The organism is Paenibacillus nanchangensis (genome assembly GCF_046543445.1).
GTDB classification, from domain to species: Bacteria; Bacillota; Bacilli; order Paenibacillales; family Paenibacillaceae; genus Paenibacillus_AQ; species Paenibacillus_AQ nanchangensis.
The window spans coordinates 1-20350 of sequence record NZ_JBHOFD010000059.1; the positions used below are offsets into that span (position 1 = coordinate 1).

A 20350-nucleotide genomic window follows, 5' to 3' on the forward strand; every position below is an offset into this window, starting at 1 on the left:
TCTCCAATAAGGTTGCCCGGCACTAAAGTACCTGGCGTTATTGTTAGAGCAGAATAGCTCATTTTGAATCTGACGAGAATAAATTCTCATTTGTGAAATCACCGAAGTGATTCCCACTCACTCGTTGTTCAGTTTTCAAAGATCAAACACTCATTGGTTCGGCTTGTTTTCTCAGCCGGATCTATAATATATCATATCACGATCCAACTTGCAAGCTTTTATTTCTTTCTTGTTTCAGCCGCGTGGACAATGTCGTTTGCGACTGGATTTATAATTTACCACGACTAGACCCTGTTATGCAACCTCTATTTTTTACCAACTACGTTCCCTCCTGGACTGTATTGCAGAATCTCATAACAAATGCGAGGAAAACCCTGTTTCTTCAGGTTCTCCTCGCATCTCTTCACTGCTGCTAAAACTGACGGTCAATCGGATATCCAGGGATTACGCCGTTTCTTTTGATCCGTACGCCCTCCCGTATTCCGTACTTTCTGCCCTTTTGTCTGTTTTTTTTCCGAACCGCGATTCGATTCGACTGCCGAAACTTTCGCCTTCTTTTCAGGGGCGGCAGTTTTGGCTTTTTTCGAAGTGCTGGAAGTGCTAGAGGTTTCCTCCTTTTGTTCAATACGAACTTCTTCTTGCTGCTGAGCCGTTTCATTTATTTTAGCTTCGGCCTGTTCTTCTTCCCGGTTGTGGTAATCGAACTGTCCAGCCATTAGGTCCTGCGGTAAGGATGGCAGCTCAGGAAGCGGGGACCACGGAGTCATATCCCCCTGCATGCCTTGGGTCTGCATACCTTGGAACTGCATACCTTGGGTCTGCATACCTTGGAACTGCATACCTTGGGTCTGCATGCCATGCATTTGCATGCCTTGGCCCTGCATCGGAAACTGCGATGTGTCATGCGCATAGCTATCCTGGCAGTTGCAAGCCGGCCAAGGCAGTGCTACAGACTTAGGCCCGACTGATCCTGGAATATGCATACCGGCTGATTGCCCCTGGCTCATCGCATGCGGATATTCGTAATCCATCATCCCATGCATCATCTGATCTTGTGCCCCGAATCCAGGAACCTGGCCGGGATAACCATACCCGGGCTGGTACGCTTGAGGCAATCCGCTCTGAGCATAAGCTTGCTGCGGGAAAGGAACCGCAGGATGAAAGCCTGGCGCTCCATAGCCGTACGGCGGGCAGAATCCTTGATAGGCCCCGGCCGTCATTCCATATCCGGGCGTTTGCGGCGAATGGCATTCTTCCATAGCCGCCGGCATTACCGGGGAATATCCTCCATACGGCGGGCAGGAATACGGAAGCTCTACGGGTGCGGCCCAGGGCATTTCCGGCGGGCAAGCTGCAGCGGGCTCTACCGCCTGTGCAGGCAGTGTATCGTAAAACGGATAGGGTGTGGGGCAATCGTTATGGTACGGATTTTCCGTAAGGCCGGGATATCCCATTGACGGGTGGCATACCGGCTCACATACTGGCTCACATTCCGGCTTGCATACCGGTTTGTTTTCCACGCACGGCGAAGGCGGCAGATACACTTCCGGAGCCGGCGGCACGAGAACATGCTGGTAATAGGTCGGAGCTTCCTGCGGAACGCTCACCTGCACATAAAGACTCTGTACCTCGGTATGAACGGAATGCTGTACCGGCTGAGGCTGAGGCATCGGCTCCTGAACGATGATCTGCGGCGGCTCAACCGGCGCAGGCGGCACCGGAGCGGGCTGTACTGGCGGAGCGGGCGGCATGGGTGCTGTCTCTTTCTCTTTGGGGCCTGTGTACGTTTTGCTGCCGGGAACCGTTTTTCCCGAAGCAGCCGGGGCTAAGGGTGCCGGTTCGTTCCCTGGCGCCGCATGGCCGGCCGTTCCGGAGCCTGGTACGGTTTTTTTGGGCAGATTGACTACTTCACCAACCAGCAGCGCATTCGGATTCTTCAGCTGAGGGTTCGCCTCAATGACATCCTTGAGCGGGATCCCCCAAGCCTTGGACAGCTTCCACAGCGAATCGCCCTGTTTTACCGTATGTTTGTAATACACATCTCCCTGTTCGGGAACCGGTACGGGCGAAGACGGGATTTTCACCTTATCGCCGATGTTCAGTTTATTCGGGTCGGCAATCTGCGGATTGGCTTCGACGATCTTTTCCAGCGGCACCCCGTATTTTTGGGAGATCGTGTACAGGGACTCGCCTTCCTTAACCATATGGATTTTCACTCGTCAATAACCTCCTAGACATATTTGGAGCACGTTCTACAAAAGCGCGCAATCCAGCGTTCTCCCCGGCCGAAGCCGTAGAATTACCGCCGAAATCGCATACGCCGAGCATTAGCGAGGGACGCCGCATTAGGCTCCCTGCCCATCCTCTCGTCTGTGCGTAGGCAGCCGCCTCCTTGGTTACTACATCTTATGCAGGCCCTGGGCGAATGACATCCTATCGGCAAAAAAAATCCTCCCATGTCTCCATGGAAGGATGGTTACCGCTTTTCATAGATTGTCCCGCGATTCTCCCGAATCAGTTCTCAAATACTTTGTAACCGTCTTTGTCGACGATGTTGCGGAATTCTTCGAGCAGCTTCAGCGTAATCGGTCCCGCATGGCCTTCGCCAATCACCCGGCCGTCGATTTCGCGGGCCGCAATAACTTCTGCAGCCGTTCCCGTGAAGAACACTTCGTCCGCTACGTAAACATCGTGCATCGTAAACGGCTCTTCCTTCAGCTTAATGCCGAGTTTGTCGCACAGCTCGATGATCGCCAGACGCGTGATGCCTTCCAGCGCTCCGAGGTAGCATGGCGGAGTCGTGACTACGCCGTTTTTGATAATAAAAATATTGTCGCCGGAGCCTTCGGTTACATATCCCTGCGCGTTCAGCATGATGGCCTCGTCGCATTCAGCCAGATTCGACTGAATTTTGACCAGTACGTTATTGAGGTAGTTAAGCGATTTAATCTTCGGATTTAGCGCGTCCGGAATATTGCGGCGCTGGGATACGGAAACCGCCCGCAAGCCGTTCAGGTACGCCTGCTCCGGATAGATAGCCAGCTGTTCGACGATGATCACGACGCTCGCTACCGGGCAGCGGCGGGGATCAAGCCCCAGGTTGCCGACACCGCGCGAGACAATCAGGCGGATATATCCGTTACGCATGTCATTACGGCGGATGGTTTCGGCCATCGCCTCACGCATTTCGTCGTAGGTCAGCGGAATCTGCAGCTGAATCGATTTGGCCGAATCGTATAAACGGTCCAGATGCTCTTTGCATTTGAAAATATTGCCGTTATAAATCCGGATTCCTTCAAAAATACCGTCACCGTAAAGAAATCCGTGATCAAATACGGACACTTTTGCGTTGTCCTTTGTTACGTACTGCCCGTCCAGGTAGATCCATTGCTCAGCCATGAACTTACTGCACCTCCGCTTTCTCTTCTTCATAGGTGTATGTGGGATAAGAGCCAAGGACCCGGACCTGGCACCCCAGCGCTTGAATCTCTTCAATGGCGGCGGGGAGCAGGACCGACTCCAGCGGTTCCAGCACATCGATGTAAAAATAATACGTGCCCAGCTTCTTTTTTGTCGGCCGGGATTCAATCCGCGACAGGTTCAGCCTTCTCCAGGCGAAGGCCGACAGCACCTGATGGAGCGCTCCCGGGAAGTCCTCCGGCAGCGTCACCAGCACGCTTGTCTTGCAGCCGCTGGGTTTGCGCGGCAGGTCAACCTTGGCCGGCCCGACCAGGACAAACCGCGTATAGTTGTTGTCGTGGTCGGTAATCCGGCTGGCCGCGACCTCCAGACCGTGGGTAGCGGCGCCAAGCGCCGTGCCGATCGCCGCCCAGCCTTGACCGGGATGCTGCTTCACCAGCTCCACGCCCTCGGACGTGCTTCCGACAGGCTCTAGCTCCGCCTGCGGCGCATGGCTGCGGATAAACTGTCCGCATTGGGCTGTCGCCACGGGATGGGACAGGATTTTTTTGATCTGGGAGTAGTCCTGATGCCCCGAGGCATCTGTGAACTCCCCCGGATTGACAATCAGGTTCTGAATCGAAGGGAAAATCCATTCCGCCTGCATGGGCAGGTCGACTTCATGCACCAGCCAGTCCATATGCAGGCTGACAGAACCCTCAATCGTATTTTCGATCGGAATCACGCTGTAGTCCGTCCGCCCTTCGGCGGTCGAACGGAAGACGTCGGAGATCAATTTATGATGGACGATCCGGACCGGCTGGCCGCCGAAGAGATGGAGCAGCGCCTCATGCGATACGGACCCCTGCGGCAGTGCTGCAATTGAGATCATGAGCCGACTTCTCCTTTTATCATATCCAAAAATGTTCCGGATTGCACCCCATCGCCGTCCACGCGTTCAACGGCCGCTCCCATCAAGCACGGCGCAAGCCAGGCTGTCCGCGCTTCAATTCCTTGTTCACGCATCGTCTTCAGCATGAATGCCTCCAGTTCCGCCCGTCGGTCTTCTCTCATGTCCGTAAGCGCCAGTACGGTGGGTCCCGCCCCGCTCAGCGCGGCTCCAAGCGCGCCATGGCTTCCCGCTTCGCGGAGGATCGTCTCCATTCCGGGAACGAGCGGCGCGCGGTACGGCTGGTGCAGCCGGTCCTGCATTGCTCTGCCGACCAGATCCAGCCTTCCTGCGGCAAATGCCGCGGTCAGCAGCGAAGATCGGCTGATGTTGTACACTGCATCGCGGACAGACACCGTTTCCGGCAGCACGCTGCGGGCCTTGGAGGTAGCCAGCTCGAATTCAGGAATGACTACAAGCACCCCCAGATGCTCGGGCGGCTCAATGCGTAAATAAGACGCCGTTGCGCCATCCCAGGCCGCCGCCACGATGCCGCCGAACAGCGACGCTCCGACGTTATCCGGGTGCTTTTCCAGCGCGGTCGCGATATCGAACAGCCTAGCATCGTCTAGCGGTCCGCCGATCAGCGCGTTTGCCGCCGCCAGTGCGCCGACTATCGCCGACGCGCTGCTGCCCAGCCCACGCGCCAAAGGAATATCCGAAACCATCGATATCTCCAATTCAGGGACCGAAACGCCTGCCTCCTGAAAAACCATTTGGGCGACCCGGTAAATGAGATTGCTTTTGTCCCGGGCGACGCCTTCCATCTCCTTGCCGTAAAGATGAAAGCGGGTCTCTTCCGCCTCTTTCATTTCGATTTGCGCATACAGCGACAGGGCCATGCCAAGCGTATCAAATCCCGGTCCGAGATTGGCCGTGCTGGCAGGCACTTTGACTCTTACAGCCTGGCGGCTCATGACGCCACCCGCCCGGCCGGACGGTGCCGTACGCCGTCAATATTCACACCGTGCGGTGCCCCCGTATTAGTATTGTTATGCATATCGTTCACCCTGTCCGTCTCCTAACTGTTCAAGCTCTAAGCTTCGCCGTTATCCTGACGCCATGCAGCGCAGGAGCTCAGCCTTCCACCCGGTAGTGGCTTTTGACCCGGCGGATGACTTCCAGACTTTCAAAATGCTTCAGCACTTTGTCCATACTGGCTTTGCTGGCATCATGAGTTACGATGATAATTTCCGCATCAGGATTATTGGGATTGGCCTGCTGTACGACCGAATCCAGGCTGACGTCGTATTCCGCGAACACCTGCGTGATTTTGGCCAATACGCCCGCTTTATCGTCGACGTGTAGCAGCAGAAAATTTTTGTAAAAAATACTGTCGTCGCTTTTCAGCTTCTTCGGCTTATGCGGAGCGATCTGCTTCAGCCCGTTGACGCCCAGCTTCAAATTCTTGATCACTGCTACCAGGTCGGCCACCACCGAAGTTGCCGTCGGCATCTCTCCGGCTCCAGCCCCGTAAAACATCGTTTCGCCTACCGCTTCCCCGTATACGTATACGGCGTTGTAGACACCACCCACCGAAGCAAGCGGATGGCCGCTGCGGATCATGGTCGGCTGCACGCTGATGCTGACCTCGTCGTTGTCGCGTTCCGCGATGCCGAGCAGCTTCATCTCGTAACCAAGCCGTTTAGCGAACGCAATATCCTCCTTGCTCACCTGGGAAATGCCGCTTACGCTCACATCAGCAAGCTCAACATTGGTGCGGAAGCCGAGCGTTCCGAGGATGGCCATTTTTCTTGCGGCGTCCAATCCCTCGACATCAGAGGTCGGGTCCGCTTCAGCGTAACCCAACTCCTGTGCTTCCCTGAGAACGGCATCGTAGGATGCGCCTTCCCGGCTCATTTTGGTGAGGATGTAATTGGTGGTTCCGTTGACGATCCCCATAATTTTCATGATCCGGTCCGAAGAAAAGCCCTCGATCAGCGTCCGGATAATCGGAATGCCCCCGGCCACACTTGCTTCGTAAAACACGTCGCACTGCTTCTCCTGGGCTTTGGCCAAAATTTCGGAGCCGTACAGCGCCATCAGATCTTTGTTGGCCGTCACGATATGTTTGCCCCGCTCCAGCGCTTCAAGCACATAGGCTTTGGTCTGCTCGATGCCGCCCATCACTTCGACAATCACATCGATCTCCGGATCCCGGATAACCTCCCAAGGATCGGTGGTGACTGTGGCGCTGCCCACATCAATACTGCGCGCCTTGTCGAGATTTTTTACGGCAATCCGCTCAATCGCGATAGGAGATCCTACCTGACTGCTGAGGTCCTCCTGGTTCCCCTGAACAATCCGAACGACGCCCGTACCGACCGTTCCCAGACCTAATAACCCTACCTTCACCGGCTTCATGTACAACCTCCTAACCAAAATACGGGGCTCCCCCGCGGGATTTCCGCTTGCTGGCGGTCCCCCATTCTCTCTTTACGCCAAACATGAGAACTCACACGTACCGGACTTGCCTGTACGGTATTTTCGGTTTAACGCCTGAACTTCCGCTATGTCTTGTGCATCCGGCTCTACCCCTGGCCGACAATGCCGACCCTTCTTACGCCCGGCATATCCTTAAGCGAAGCGAGCATGTTCCCAAGCTCTCCGTTAAGATGCGACACTTCCACGGACAGCACGACGTTGGCTTTGCCCTGGAGCGGAATGCTTTGGTGAATCGTCAGCACATTCGCGCCGTGAACCGCCACTTGGCCGAGCACTTTGGACAGCATGCCGGATTCATGCTCCAGGTCGATCGAGATGGTGACAATCCGGTCCCGTTCCAGCTGATGGATCAGATGGATGCCGTCCTTGTATTTGTAAAAAGCGCTCCGGCTAAGCCCTACCTGCTCCACGCCTTCATGAACGGTTTTCGCCTCTCCCGCCTCCAGCAGCTGCTTGACCTGCATGGTCTTGAGCACCGCATCCGGCAAAATGTCCTCACGGACCAAATAGTAGCGTTCTTTCACGAACGTCCTCTCCTCAAAGACTTATGTATTTACATAGTGGACATTATACCGGATATTCCGCCAAAAAAGCAATAGGTTTTTCCCTCATTCCCTGCCGGGTGATCTTTCCATCCAGGCAGCGAAGCGGTAGATACTGCATAGTACGGGCGAGTTGTACACTTGATCTGGTCCAAGCCGTCCGGAAAAACAGGCGGCTGACGCGGCGCCGGATGCCGTCCGCCGGAGAGGGACATCCGTCTCTCCTGCGGAACAACAAAAGGCCGGCCCGGGTACGCGCCCCGGCCAGCCTGCTTCCATCGCATGCACTGACCCGCCCGCGAGGAATACCGCGGGCAAAAACGCTTTGCGATTACTGTCTATGCTTTTTATTTCCCCTTAGAGCCTGTCAATAATAACTACTGCCTTCGACAAACTCAAATTCGAAGTCGCCGATCCGCACAATCGTTCCTTCAACCGCTCCGCGCTTACGGAGCTCCTCGTCTACGCCCATATGGCGGAGCGTACGGGCCAGCTTCAGAATGGCGTCGTGGGAGTTCATCTGCATCCGCTTCAGCATCCGTTCGATCCGGGCGCTCTTCACAACAAACGTTTCGTTGTCGCGCGTAATCGTAAACGCATCGTCTTCTTCGGTTTCCAGCTTGTACACTTTGCGTTCCGTAATCTCCGCAACTTCCTCAACGGCCGGCGCTTCCGGAATCGAATCCAGCAGATCAGCGGCGCGGTACAGCAGCTCCTGCACCCCTTTGCGGGTTAAGGACGAGATCGGCATAATCTCCAGCTCCGGATTAACCGCCAGCGCACGTTCGCGGAACGAAGCCAGCAGTTCTTCCGCTTCCGGCATATCCATCTTGTTGGCAGCCACAATCTGCGGGCGTTCCGCAAGGCCGGCATTATACTGGCGCAGCTCATCATTGATCTTGACCCAGTCTTCAAACGGGTCGCGTCCTTCGGAGCCGGCCATGTCGATCACATGAATGATGATCCGCGTCCGCTCAACGTGGCGCAGGAACTCGTGTCCAAGACCGACACCTTCGCTTGCGCCTTCGATCAGACCCGGCAAATCGGCCATAACGAAGCTGCGCCCGTCGCCGATATCGACCACGCCGAGATTCGGAGTAATGGTCGTGAAGTGATAGGCTCCGATCTTTGGTTTTGCGGCCGACACGACCGACAGCAGGGTGGATTTACCCACGCTGGGGAACCCGACCAGACCTACGTCAGCCATGACCTTCAATTCCAGCACGATATAACGCTCCTGGCCTTCTTCGCCGTGCTCGGCCAGCTCGGGTGCGGGATTGGCCGGTGTAGCAAACCGGATATTCCCCCGTCCGCCCCGTCCGCCGCGCGCTACAACGATCTGCTGGCCGTGACGGGTCATATCGGCGATCACTTCACCGGAATCGTCGTCAATGATGACGGTCCCCGGAGGAATCCGCACCACCATATTGTCGGCTCCTGCGCCGTGCTGGCTTTTGTTCCGTCCTTTTTCGCCGCGCTGGGCTTTGAAGTGGCGCTGGTAGCGGAAGTCCATCAGCGTGCGCAGACCTTCGTCAACACGGAAAATGACATCCCCGCCTTTGCCGCCGTCGCCGCCCGCAGGGCCGCCCTCCGGCACGTACTTCTCCCGGCGGAACGCGACCAGACCGTCCCCTCCGTCGCCGCCTTTTACATAAATTTTGGCTTTATCTACAAACATGCTGCACCTTCCTTACTTAAGCGGCAGCCGCAGTTGAAACGAAACCCCTCCGGGCTCCTTCTGCTCCGCTTTCCATTTTGTCTTATCTAATATCGAGTCCAGCTGCTGCTTCAGCATGCTTTCGCTGCCGGATGGAGCAAAAGCCGTAAAACCCACGATGAGGTCGGTATTCTCTTCCCGGAAGGAGAGCACCAGCTTCCGGCTCTCTCCTTGAGGAGCCAGTCCTCCGTATTGGTAGGCCCGGACAATCCGGCTTACCATGGAGGCCAGTTCTTCGCCTTCTTCCGGCGCCATACGTCCGGCCAGTTGAAGCTCCTCTTCGATCTCCACTTCCAGCTGAAGGCTTCCGCCGAAGGTGCGGAACGACTGCAGATAGAAGACGAGCGCCGGGATACCCAGCTTCGAGATCCGGCTGTCGACCGCCATCCGTTCCCTTATTCTTTCCACACATTGAACCGATTTATCAGGCTTGCCGAGCTGAATGTAGCCATACAGCACCTGCAGCTCGTTCATCCAGTCATGTCGATGGTGATTCAGCGTCCGGATGGACGCCTGCTGGAGACTGAGCTCCTGCGCTTTGCGTTCCCGTTCGTAGTGCCTGTTGTTCCAGAACTGCACCGCCGCCAGCACCGCGGCGATCCATAAGAACAGCAGCGCCATCGTCCATACGGACGGCGCTATATACAGGACAACCATAGGGGCCGCAACAGACAGCATCGCGGCAGCGATGGCGTTCTTCCAGGATTTCATTCCTTTTCCCCGTCCCCCGGCCATGAATTCCAAACCATGCATTGGCGGCAGTACACCGCATGCACTAAGCGCTCACTAATCTTCAGTATACCATAGGGAATATTCGCCGTTCATCCCAAACTTGCGTTTGGGCGGAAAATACTTCCCCCTTCTTCCTGGCCCTTTGCAGGCCTTACCCTTTAGCCGGCACATAACCCGCCACTTGCTCGGCGATCCTTGCCAGTCCCTGTTTCACCGCGTTCACCACGCAAACTAGGATAACCGCAGTGCCTATAAAAAGGCGAAAAGCCTCCGGCACATGATGCCGGAGGCTTCCTAGTTCGTATGTCGGCCAAGCTTACGCTTCCAGAGCAGCCGCTACAGGAGCGACTTCAACCGGATATACGCTCACTTTCTTGCGGTCGCGGCCAAGGCGTTCGAATTTCACAACGCCGTCCACTTTCGCGAACAAAGTGTCGTCCGAGCCGATGCCAACGTTCGTTCCCGGGTGAATCTTCGTTCCGCGTTGACGGACGAGGATGCTGCCGCCGGTAACGGTTTGACCATCCGCACGTTTCACGCCAAGGCGTTTCGCGCGGCTGTCGCGTCCGTTCTTCGTCGAACCTACACCTTTTTTGGATGCGAACAACTGAAGGTTCATTTGCAACATGTTGAGTTCCTCCTTCTTCTAATGATGAACTTCCTGTATTTGAATATACTTTCCGTATGAAGCTGCGATATCGTTCAGCATGACGACCATGGATTCCAGCAGCAGCTGTACTTTGTCCGACTGCGAAGAATCATCAATGAGCGGAACAGATCCGCTGACAAATCCGTTCTTCACGGAGGTGTTCAAAGACACCCCGGCCAAAGCCTCAATCGAGTTGACGGTACCGACCGTAACGGCCGAGACGCCGGCACACACGATATCTTCGCCGCGCCGGGCATAGCCGGCATGACCTTTGACCTCAAAGGACGCGATCGCACCCCGAGCGGATTCCCGTGTAATCCGTACGTTAATCATTAACGCACCTTCTTACGCCTGAATCTTCTCGATGGTTACTTTTGTGTACGGTTGACGATGGCCTTGTTTCTTGTGGTAGTTCTTCTTCGGTTTGTATTTGTAAACTACAACCTTCTGACCCTTACCGTGTCTTTCGACTTTGGCCGTTACGGACGCGCCGCTTACGAGCGGAGTTCCTGCAGTCAAACCGTTATCGCTGGAAACAGCCAGAACACGGTCAAACGTTACGCTTGCGCCGTCTTCAGCATTCAGTTTCTCGATGTACAGTACATCGCCCTCTTGGACTTTGTATTGTTTGCCGCCGGTTTCGATAATTGCGTACATTCTCATTGCACCTCCTCATGTCTCAGACTCGCCTGCATCCAGGTGGCCTTATCCGTCGCCGGATAGGCGCTTGGGGTACCCGATCGGAGCGGTTACAGCATGTGCAGGAAGATGATCTACCGGACACATACTTGATGATTCTAACACGCATCGTTTCCGCAGTCAAGATGTATGTTCGTCCGTTATTTCGTCCGTTATATAGACTGAACTTAAGAGGGACAGGTTGGGCGGAGCTGTCACTGCGGTGAATTTGGGACTTCCGGTTGCTGTTATTTTCGGAGTTCTTGAATGGTAGGACCAGTTAGCGGGAGAACTCCGAAAATAAAGGCAAGCGCGTTCGCTCCTCCATCTCCAAATTCCCTCCGTGCCATCTCCTTTTTCCTGTCATTCAATAGTTCAGTCTATATAATGCAGTTTAAGTGTATCGCGTATCTTGTTTATTCCTCCGGCCATTGTCCGGCTCTGCCTGTCCCGCCGCAGCAGGGACACAGCTTGCGCTGCACCCCTGCGGTGTCGTGCCGGGCTTTTTTGCGGGTCATTTCCAGCAGACCAAGCCGGGTCCAGCCGAGAATATGCGTTTTGGTCCGGTCCGCTCCGGCCACCTGCTCCAGCCGCTGCATCACAAGCCTCCGGTTGTCCTGCTGCTGCATGTCGATAAAATCGACCAGGATCATTCCTCCGGTATCCCGCAGCCGGACAAGCCGTCCAATCTCTTCGGCCGCCAGCAGGTTCGTCTGCGTCACCGTCTCTTCCAGCGAAGCGCCGCCAGTGTACTGCGCGGTGTTGACGTCGATCACGGTCAGCGCCTCCGTTTCATCCCAGACCAGGGTCGCTCCGCCGTCGAGGGTAATTTTGCGCCCGAAGCTGCGTTTCAGCTGGTCCGAAACGCCGTATTCGTCGAACACCGAACCTCCGGCCTTATACAGCTTCACGGGCCTGTGGCCTGACGGGGCCATTTCATTTAAAAAATGCTCGGCTTCACTGGCCCGCCCGGCATCATCCAGGATCAGTTCGTCGTTCCGCGGATCCAGCGCATCGCGGATGAACCGCTGCACGATCGTCAGATCGCTGTGCAGGAGACAAGGCGCGGACATGGTCTCGCCCCGGCGGAGGATCCGCTGCCACTCCCCGCGCAGGAAAACAAGGTCACGTTCGACCGATTCGGCGGGCTCGTCCTCCGAAACCGTACGTAAAATAATGCCTTCTTCCGGCAGACGCAGCTGCTCGCCCACCGCCTTCAGCCGGACGCGTTCGGAATCACGGACAATTTTTTTGGAGACGCCAACGTAATCCGCATAAGGCATATACACCATCCAGCGCCCCGGAAGGGTGTAATGGGTCGTCACCCGCGCTCCCTTGCCGCCGTGAGGCTCTTTCTTCACCTGCACGATCAGCTCCTGCCCCGGCTTCAGCAGCATGTCGATGGACGGTTTGACCGCGGGCTGCCGCTCCAGATGGGGATGAAGGACGTCATCGATGTATAAAAAGGCGTTTTTTTTCTGTCCAATATCGACAAAAGCCGCCTGCATTCCCGGCAGAACATTAACCACCCGGCCCTTATAGTAACTGCCGACACGTCCCGGCTGATGATCGCTTTCCGCGGCGTATTCGACAAGACGCCCCCCTTCCAGCAGGGCCATTCGCGTCGTGTGCTGCGTACAGTGGACGATCATTTGTTTCATGGGCTCACCCCTGGTTGCTCAAGATATCCGTAAAAAAGACGACACAAGCCGCTGCTCGGGCACAACGGCAACAATCGTCCCCTGATCATTGACGACATAAATTAAATGATAGTGGTTTCGTCTAAATAGACGCAAAACGGACTCCAAAGGTTTCGCGGACGGCGCAACAATCGGCCGGGCGGTACCGCCTTCCGCCAGCCTCCGGTCGGACTCCGTGTTGCGGTGCGTCAGAAAGGCGAGAAAACGGTAAGGGAGGTTCCGCTGGTCCTGCAAATTGGTTGCGAACAAAAAACCGCCGATCAAAAGCAGATTCAGCAGCGGACCGTTTCCTGACAGCAGCGGCAGGAGCGAATACGCCACAATTCCCGCGCTGGCCGCGATGCTGATCCGCCCGCTCCACAGGAGGGTGAAGTAATAGGGCGTGACCGCGCTGACCGCGGCGCGTACGATCCGCCCCCCGTCGAGCGGAAGGACCGGCAGCAGATTGAACAGCGCGATAACCGTGTTCGCGTGGATCAAATACTGCAAAAACTCCGGATTCCCCCAACCCGCCGAGAGCAGCAGCCAGGCGGCGGAGAGCATCACCGCATTTTGCAGCGGACCTGCCAGCGCAATGATAATCTCTTTTCCGGCGGTCATTCGGCCGTGATCTTCCACGACAGCTACGCCCCCGAAGGGGAGCAGCTGCACTGACACAACATCCAGCCCGTACATCCGCGCCGCGCCCACATGTCCAAACTCATGGATCAGGACAATCGCAAACAGCGTCAGCAGCTCAAGAAACTGTCCGGTCAAAACGGAAAGCAGCATGATGATTACAAAAAGCGGGTGCAGCGATAACGTAATTCCGCCGATCCTAATCAAAATCCACCACATCGGACGGATCGATATAAACGCCATCTTTACGGATCGCAAAAAACAGCGTAGGCGTTTCAGGCGGGGTCATTTCCTGTCCAGCACGACCGGGGACAGGCGCCAGCCAGCCAACTGCCTCGCCGGCTTCCAGCCAGTCATCGGGCGCCAGTTTCGTCCCGCCGAGCAGTCCATATTCCGCTGTCAGGCCGCCTGTATGGCTGACTGTGACTTTAATCCCGCCCCGGCTGTCGCGCGCGACCGACTGCACCCTGCCCGTGTCAATGCTGAGGACAGCGGGATTGTCATTGTTTTTCCCTTCATCCGGCGCCAGCTCCACCCCCGTAAGCGAAGCGGCAAAAGGCTGCACTAGCGTCCCCTCTATTGGAGGCGGAAGCTTGCGGCGGGCGGATACACGGTGCGCGGGCTCGTCCTTCATGCCAAAGCTCGGCAAAAAGGCGGGGGTGCCTTCAAAATGCTGTGCATACCATACACGGGCCGCTTCAAAATCCATATCCCGGGTCAACGCGTCGGTAATCCAGAGCCGGGCTTCCGCAGTCCACGGCTGCCGGAGCATAAAGAGCCCCCAGACCAGGGCGAACACCAGGAGCGCCGCGCCGGTGCGCCGCAGCAAACTGCGCAGAAACCGGCTACCGCCGCCGTTCTTTTCCTTTTTCCACTCCTGACGTTGGGCTTTCCACAGCGCTTCGGGGTCCGGCTCCGGTTCCGCAAACCGGGAGCTGTGCATTCCGGCTACGGCTGTCTCTTCATGCTCCCTGACAGGAGGGGGTTCCCCGGCTAAGCGAAGCGGCGTAACGGCAGATCTATCGGGAGACGGCACTTCAAGCAGGCTGCGGATTCTCTCTTTCCGGCGATGTCTGATATTGGTCTTCGGATCCATATTCATCCCTCCGGCGGGCTTGTTCTCTTTACATGTTATGAGGTCCCGCGGCGATTAGAACAAGCTGTGCCGGTTCCCGCTGATCTTCGCATGGAAGCTCTTGCCTTAAGCCGGCGAACAGGCACATAATAGAAGAAACGGAGGGAATGGAACGATGGACGAGTTAAGGCAGACGGTATGCGAGACAAGAAGCTACACCACCGAGGTGGAGATCCACGAGCACGGATACGCGCAACTGCTGTTTCCGCTGCTTGGATCGATGAACCTGCAGACGGCGTGGGGCCAAATGACGGTACAGGAGGGAAACTTCCTCTATCTGCCGCCCAGCTGCGGTCACAGCTTCCACTCGCCGGGCCGCAACCGTTTCCTGGTGCTCGATATCCCGAAGCTGTACCTGCCGCCGCCAATCCAGGGAACCGCGCCCGGACCGGCTTTTATGGAGATGGACCCGCAGTGGAGCGCCCTGATGTCGCTGCTGCTGAGCGAAGCGGAGCGTCCGGGAGACGCTTCTTCTTTGTCCCATCTGATCCGGTATGTGTGCGGTAAACTCCCCCGCAGCGCTTCCCCGTCCATAGAGTACATTCACAAGCATTACAAAGAGGTCTTATCGGTTGACGTACTGGCGGAAATGGAGCATTACCACCCGAATTATTATGCCGCCTGGTTCAAAAAAACCACGGGCCTCGCCCCGGCCGCCTACATCCACGAGCTGAGAATGAAGGAAGCGGAACGTCTGCTGCGGGAGACTTCACTTTCGGTTACGGTGATTGGCGAAGAAATCGGTTATGCGTATACCGCCTCATTCATCAAAGCTTTTACCCGTCACACCGGAATGGCTCCGGCCATGTACCGCAAAAACTTACCCTAAAACAACGAACATCTGTATTCAGGCTAAATTGGGTTTTCCAAAGTGAGATAGAGTGGGAAAGGATCATTTGCGCCAACTCTGGCACTTTGGAGGAAGATGTACGGATGGATAAAAAAATGCCCGCCGCAGCCGTGCTGCTGGCGGCGCTCTTATGGGGCACGACCGGGACGGCCCAGGCGCTTGCCCCCAATACCGCTTCGCCGCTCGCCTTTGGAGCGGTTCGCGTGCTGGTGGGAGGATTGTTCCTCGCCGCCTATTCCCTATGCCGGCGGCGGCTGAATTTACGCGGGCTGCCGGTTATGCCGCTCTTGATTTCGGCGCTGGCGATGGCGCTGTACCAGCCGCTGTTTTTCACCGCCGTCCGGCACACGGGCATCGCGGTTGGCACAGTGGTCACACTGGCCAGTGCTCCCGTGATGACCGGAATTCTGGAGTGGCTGGTGTACGGGCGCAGACCTTCCGCCGCCTGGCGGCTGGCCACGCTGTGCGCGATTGCGGGAGCCTGTCTGCTGTTCTCCGGCAGGCTGGGCGGCGAAGCCAGTGTAGCCGGCCTGCTGATGGCGGCCGGAGCGGGGTCAACCTTTGCTTTCTATACGCTGGCAAGCAAACGGCTGCTGGCGCAGCATAACGCGGAGACCGCCGCGAGCGCCGTGTTCTGCCTCAGCGGACTGATGCTGTCTCCGCTGCTGCTGGCCGGCGACCTGTCCTGGCTGGTCACGCTGAACGGAGCCGCGGCCGCCCTGCATATCGGCATCGCAGCAACCGGCATCGCTTATCTGCTGTTCACCTCGGGACTTCAGAAGCTGCCGGCATCGAGCGCGGTCACTTTGTCGATGGCGGAACCGGTTACCGCATCTTTGCTCGGTGTGCTGGTGATCGGGGAATCCCTGACGCCTCTGGCCTGGCTGGGACTTGCGCTGCTTCTGCTGGGCATAGGTGTTCTGGCACTGCGTCCGGGAAACGGCAGGACAACGGGCGGGGAGACAACCGGCGGCAATACAACCGGCGGCAATACAACCAGTGGCAATACGACCGGTGGCATTACAACCGGTGGCATTACAACCAGCGGCAAGACAACCGGCAGCCAAACAACCAGCGGCAAGACAACCGGTGGCAAGACAACCGGTGGCAAGACAAAGCTTGGACACCACGCCGGACCGATTCACTGATTGACTCAACTATAAAGTGAAGAAATGAGCGGATAGAAGGGGGTACAAAAAAATGAATCATCACATAGCCGCCTTTCAAGAGGCGGAATACGGCCAGCTGGCCGAAATTTGGTTCCATGCTGTGCGTCAGACGCATGATTTTTTGCCGGAAGCCGATTTCCAGTTCTACCATGAATTGATCCGCACTGGTGCGCTTCGCGAAGCTGAGCTGTGGGTCGCCCATACGGAAGACGGCGCTGCAACAGGGTTCCTGGGCCGCAGCGGTGATAAAGTGGAGATGCTGTTCGTCCATCCGGCCCGGCATGGACAGGGAATTGGCCGCGCGCTGCTGAAGCATGCGGAAGGACTGGCCGAAGGCCCGCTGCAGGTTGACGTCAACGAGCAGAACACCCAGGCAGTGACGTTTTACCGCCGGTACGGGTTCGAGCAGACCGGCCGGTCGGAGCTGGACGGGGCCGGCAAACCTTTTCCCCTGCTGCATATGGAGTTGCGGCGATAACCGCTTTACTGTCATCTTACTTGCTGCGAATCGTCTATACTCTGTCTTAGCACAAAAAAACGAGCCGTTCCCTGTCCGATAGGCCAGGAACGGCTCGTTTGCTGTGTATACGTATAATTAGGTCAGAACACTTAAGTACAACGGCCGGGTTCAGCCCATGCCAAAAAATTTCTTAAACCGCGTAAATGCGCTTTTCTTGCGGTCAAGCTGCATCAGCGGCACCGCATCACCCAATATGCGGCGCGCGATGTTGCGGTAAGCAATGGCCGCGGCCGAATCCGGGTTCATCACCGTTGGTTCGCCGGTGTTGGCGGCTTTGATCACCAGTTCATCATCGGGGACGATCCCGATCAGGTCGATGTTCAGCACCTGGAGAATGTCTTCAATATCGAGCATGTCCCCCGATTTGACGAGGCCCGGACGAATCCGGTTGACGATCAGCTTCGGCGATTCGACATGCGAATTCTCCAGCAGACCGATAATCCGGTCGGCGTCGCGGACCGCCGCGTTCTCAGGCGTTGTGACGACAATCGCTTTATCGGCTCCCGCAATGGCGTTGCGGAACCCCTGCTCGATGCCTGCGGGGCAGTCGATCAGGACATATTCGTATTCTTTTTTCAGCTCCAGGACAATGTCCTTGACCTGCTCCGGAGAAACGGCGGACTTGTCTTTGGTCTGCGCGGCAGGCAGCATATAAAGCTCATCGAACCGCTTGTCCTTGACAAGCGCCTGGTTCAGGCGGCACCGTCCTTCGGCCACATCCACCAAATCATAGATGATCCGGTTCTCCAGTCCCATTACGACGTCCAGATTCCGCAGCCCGATATCGGTATCGACCAGACATACTTTTTTGCCCTGCAGCGCAAGCGCCGTTCCGATGTTGGCCGTTGTGGTTGTCTTGCCTACGCCGCCCTTACCCGAGGTTACGACGATCGCTTCTCCCATGGATGCTACACCCCTTTAAACACATTTAACTCCCGACGCAATTTCGCGATATTGTGCATTTTGTCGATCTGCATCACACCGTCCAGCAAGTAGGCGAACTCCATACTGCTCTCCCGGGTCTCCCATTCGTCCGGCGGACGGCTGATCATATCCGCGATGCGCAGCTGCGTGGGAGCGAGCAGCGAAGCGCAAATTACCGCTTCCTCATTGCCCTCCACCCCGGCATGCGCCATTCCTCTCAGCGCGCCCAGAATATAGATGTCTCCGGTGCAGGTGATCGTCCCGCCGGGATTCACATCGCCCAAAAACAACAGATTTCCTCTATGATGCAGCACCTGTCCCGAGCGGACGATGCCGCTCATCGTAAACAGCGCGTTTGGATCTTCCTTCACTTCGGGCTCCGGGTCCAGCGATTCCACCGACCGGATCAGCAGATTCCCCTGCCCTCTCAAGATGTCCAGAACCGCTTCCTTTTGCTCTTCCGTCACCGTCCGTTCGCCCAGCTTGACATCGACATGAACGATTGGTCCGGTCAAAATATTCTGATGGCTGTGCTCCAGCTTATATCGCAGCTCGTCCAGCAGTTCTTCAAAGGGACACTTGTCATCCAGCAGGAAGACGAGGCCGTCTTTGATGCCTTTGATGGTCACATGCTTCGATTTCGCGCCGGCATGCTTGGTTTGTGCTGTCATATGCCTGTCCCCCCATCCTTCTTCATTCGCGCCCTTCCCGCAAAGTTCCTGCTTACGAATAAAAAAGTTTCACAGGCGCGGCTGACGCTCAGGAGTTCTCCTCCTTGCGGCTGTTCAGCTTGAGCTGTTCAAGCTGACGCCGCACCGGCACATAGAGAAGCAGTCCGGCAGCGAAATGAAAAAGCATCGTAGGCAGCATATAATGCAGCAGCGCCCAGTTATATGGCTCATGGTTCAGACTGAACACGCTGTAGATGCCGAACAGCAGGCTGTCCTGCACTAGGCTTCCCAGCAGCAGCACCGTCATCATGAGCGGCAGCGGAGCGCGCGGAATCTGAAAGATCAGTCCCAGCAGATAGGCCGACAGCCCCATCGCAAAGGAATGTCCCCCGATAATCCGGCCGTAAAACACAATATCGTGCAGCATGCCGAAGGACAGTCCAAGAATTAAAGCGGTGTGCCGGTGATGGTATACCGATACAAATAAAATAAGAATAAAGACCAGATTCGGTACAATCCGCATTTGCCAGCCATCCGGAATCAGCCAGGGCAAAATGGTGCTTTCAAGTAAAAAAACAAGAAACAGCGATAAAACCAGCAGCGATTTACGCGTATTTACCGTCACTGTGCCGCCTCCGTGCCGTCCGCTCCGGCTGGCGCCTCCAGCGGCTCGTTGGTAACTACGACAATCAGCTCTTTCCAATCCTGGAATTTAGCGAAAGGCTCAACGATTGCCGTCTTGGTCTGACCCATTTCACCGGGCCCCACGCTCTTTACTACTCCGATCTGCAGCGCCCGCGGATAAACCCCGCCTTCACCGGAGGACACGACGATATCGTCTTTCGCGATCGGATCGTTTGGCGGAATCCGGTTCATCTTCAGCATTTTTGTCTTCGGATCGTAGCTCTCGATAATCCCGAAAGACTTGTCTTCCTTATTCAGCACCGTTGCGGAGATCGGCGGCTGGGAATTCGGATCGTTTGCGTCCATCATCGTCATCAGCTTGACGGTCGAAGTGAAGTTACTGACCTGGCTGATGACGCCAACCAGCCCTTCATCCGTAATAACCGCCAGATTCGGCCGGATGCCGTTCTTCGAGCCCTGGTCGATCACCAGTGTCATGTTGTTCGGATCGTTGGAAAGGCTGATGACCTGGCCCACCTTCAGCACGGCCTCATAGCGTCCTGCCTGCTCTTTGGTGAAGTTCAGCAGCTTCTTGTAGCGTTCATAGTCGGCTTTGATCATGTTGTATTCCGAGCGTTCACGGGCGAACTGCGCCACAGCGATCTTGAGCTGCTCGTTCTCCTCGGCGAGTTCGTTCAAATTGCCGATATCTTCAAACAAGCCCGCTACGTAACCAGCGGGCTTGTAGAACAATTTTTGCACGAAACCAACCGTATCGCGGAGGAAATTTTCCGGCCAGGACAGTGATTTTCTCTGACCCAGCGAAAACCCCATCAGCACGATGAACACGACCAGGGTAATCAGCAGTATGAACAATCGTTTGTTGCTAAACAGCTTAAACAGTTTCAACACCCTCTAACAAGCGTTTTCTCTCCTAATCAGGTACGTCTCCGCGCTTAAAAGCAGGACTCCATTGTTGTAGCGCAAAATATGGCTGAGCCTTACGATTAAACGCGCAAAGGTACCAG

The 20350-nt window shown here is 56.2% G+C and carries 21 protein-coding genes and 1 other annotated feature; of the genes, 3 read left to right on the forward strand and 18 right to left on the reverse strand.

Features of this window, described 5'->3' with window-relative positions; all coding sequences use genetic code 11:
- Positions 1-425: 425 nt before the first annotated feature.
- From ACE6ED_RS28360 to ACE6ED_RS28425, 14 genes are all read right to left on the reverse strand, one after another.
- Positions 426-2216: a LysM peptidoglycan-binding domain-containing protein gene (locus tag ACE6ED_RS28360; RefSeq protein ID WP_410830800.1), complete on the reverse strand. Its 1791-nt coding sequence runs from the start codon at positions 2214-2216 to the stop codon at positions 426-428.
- 298 nt (positions 2217-2514) lie between these two features.
- Positions 2515-3399 (reverse strand): branched-chain-amino-acid transaminase, encoded by an 885-nt coding sequence (ilvE, locus tag ACE6ED_RS28365; protein WP_410830801.1) that lies wholly within the window; start codon positions 3397-3399, stop codon positions 2515-2517.
- A gap of 4 nt (positions 3400-3403) precedes the next feature.
- Positions 3404-4291, reverse strand: a complete 888-nt coding sequence (gene pheA, locus ACE6ED_RS28370) for a prephenate dehydratase (RefSeq protein ID WP_410830802.1) — start codon at positions 4289-4291, stop codon at positions 3404-3406.
- Positions 4288-5265, reverse strand: coding sequence for a homoserine kinase (gene thrB / locus ACE6ED_RS28375; protein ID WP_410830803.1), 978 nt, complete (start codon positions 5263-5265; stop codon positions 4288-4290). Before thrB ends, pheA begins: the two co-directional genes overlap by 4 nt.
- A 160-nt stretch (positions 5266-5425) precedes the next feature.
- Positions 5426-6712 carry a homoserine dehydrogenase gene (locus tag ACE6ED_RS28380; RefSeq protein ID WP_410830804.1) on the reverse strand — a complete coding sequence of 429 codons (1287 nt, stop codon included), beginning with the start codon at positions 6710-6712 and terminating at the stop codon, positions 5426-5428.
- A 167-nt stretch (positions 6713-6879) separates the two neighbouring features.
- Positions 6880-7317 (reverse strand): ACT domain-containing protein, encoded by a 438-nt coding sequence (locus tag ACE6ED_RS28385; protein ID WP_410830805.1) that lies wholly within the window; start codon positions 7315-7317, stop codon positions 6880-6882.
- Between the two features lie 385 nt (positions 7318-7702).
- The gene (obgE, locus tag ACE6ED_RS28390; protein WP_410830806.1) at positions 7703-9013 is read right to left on the reverse strand and encodes a GTPase ObgE; all 1311 of its coding nucleotides are present in this window, start codon (positions 9011-9013) and stop codon (positions 7703-7705) included.
- Positions 9014-9025: 12 nt separating this feature from the next.
- Positions 9026-9763 (reverse strand): Spo0B domain-containing protein, encoded by a 738-nt coding sequence (locus tag ACE6ED_RS28395; protein ID WP_410830807.1) that lies wholly within the window; start codon positions 9761-9763, stop codon positions 9026-9028.
- A 337-nt stretch (positions 9764-10100) separates the two neighbouring features.
- Entirely contained in the window at positions 10101-10412 is a 312-nt protein-coding gene (gene rpmA, locus ACE6ED_RS28400; RefSeq protein ID WP_410830808.1) for a 50S ribosomal protein L27, read from the reverse strand.
- 18 nt (positions 10413-10430) lie between these two features.
- Positions 10431-10766, reverse strand: coding sequence for a ribosomal-processing cysteine protease Prp (locus ACE6ED_RS28405; protein ID WP_410830809.1), 336 nt, complete (start codon positions 10764-10766; stop codon positions 10431-10433).
- A gap of 12 nt (positions 10767-10778) precedes the next feature.
- Positions 10779-11090 carry a 50S ribosomal protein L21 gene (rplU, locus tag ACE6ED_RS28410; protein ID WP_410830826.1) on the reverse strand — a complete coding sequence of 104 codons (312 nt, stop codon included), beginning with the start codon at positions 11088-11090 and terminating at the stop codon, positions 10779-10781.
- A 14-nt stretch (positions 11091-11104) separates the two neighbouring features.
- Positions 11105-11194, reverse strand: a sequence feature (ribosomal protein L21 leader region).
- Between the two features lie 333 nt (positions 11195-11527).
- A complete protein-coding gene (locus ACE6ED_RS28415) occupies positions 11528-12772 on the reverse strand; it encodes an Rne/Rng family ribonuclease (RefSeq protein ID WP_410830810.1) in 1245 nt (414 codons plus the stop codon).
- Between the two features lie 18 nt (positions 12773-12790).
- Positions 12791-13636: a M50 family metallopeptidase gene (locus ACE6ED_RS28420; RefSeq protein WP_410830811.1), complete on the reverse strand. Its 846-nt coding sequence runs from the start codon at positions 13634-13636 to the stop codon at positions 12791-12793.
- Positions 13629-14525: a M23 family peptidase gene (locus ACE6ED_RS28425; protein WP_410830812.1), complete on the reverse strand. Its 897-nt coding sequence runs from the start codon at positions 14523-14525 to the stop codon at positions 13629-13631. The genes ACE6ED_RS28420 and ACE6ED_RS28425 overlap by 8 nt, the downstream gene beginning before the upstream one ends.
- 154 nt (positions 14526-14679) lie before the next feature.
- On the opposite strand from ACE6ED_RS28425, the gene ACE6ED_RS28430 reads away from it, so the two are divergent.
- The 3 genes from ACE6ED_RS28430 to ACE6ED_RS28440 all read left to right on the forward strand — a co-directional run bounded on the left by ACE6ED_RS28430 (position 14680) and on the right by ACE6ED_RS28440 (position 17061).
- Positions 14680-15393: a helix-turn-helix transcriptional regulator gene (locus ACE6ED_RS28430; protein WP_410830813.1), complete on the forward strand. Its 714-nt coding sequence runs from the start codon at positions 14680-14682 to the stop codon at positions 15391-15393.
- 104 nt (positions 15394-15497) lie between these two features.
- Positions 15498-16562, forward strand: a complete 1065-nt coding sequence (locus ACE6ED_RS28435) for an EamA family transporter (protein ID WP_410830814.1) — start codon at positions 15498-15500, stop codon at positions 16560-16562.
- Between the two features lie 52 nt (positions 16563-16614).
- Complete coding sequence (locus ACE6ED_RS28440) at positions 16615-17061, forward strand: GNAT family N-acetyltransferase (protein WP_410830815.1); 447 nt, start codon at positions 16615-16617, stop codon at positions 17059-17061.
- Positions 17062-17211: 150 nt separating this feature from the next.
- Here the strand turns inward: ACE6ED_RS28440 and minD are convergent, their stop codons facing one another.
- The 4 genes from minD to mreC all read right to left on the reverse strand — a co-directional run bounded on the left by minD (position 17212) and on the right by mreC (position 20234).
- Positions 17212-18006, reverse strand: coding sequence for a septum site-determining protein MinD (gene minD, locus ACE6ED_RS28445; protein ID WP_410830816.1), 795 nt, complete (start codon positions 18004-18006; stop codon positions 17212-17214).
- Between the two features lie 5 nt (positions 18007-18011).
- A complete protein-coding gene (gene minC / locus ACE6ED_RS28450; protein WP_410830817.1) occupies positions 18012-18698 on the reverse strand; it encodes a septum site-determining protein MinC in 687 nt (228 codons plus the stop codon).
- 88 nt (positions 18699-18786) lie between these two features.
- Positions 18787-19323: a rod shape-determining protein MreD gene (gene mreD, locus ACE6ED_RS28455; RefSeq protein ID WP_410830818.1), complete on the reverse strand. Its 537-nt coding sequence runs from the start codon at positions 19321-19323 to the stop codon at positions 18787-18789.
- On the reverse strand, positions 19320-20234 hold the full coding sequence (mreC, locus tag ACE6ED_RS28460; protein WP_410830819.1) for a rod shape-determining protein MreC: 915 nt from the start codon (positions 20232-20234) through the stop codon (positions 19320-19322). Before mreC ends, mreD begins: the two co-directional genes overlap by 4 nt.
- Between the last annotated feature and the right edge of the window lie 116 nt (positions 20235-20350).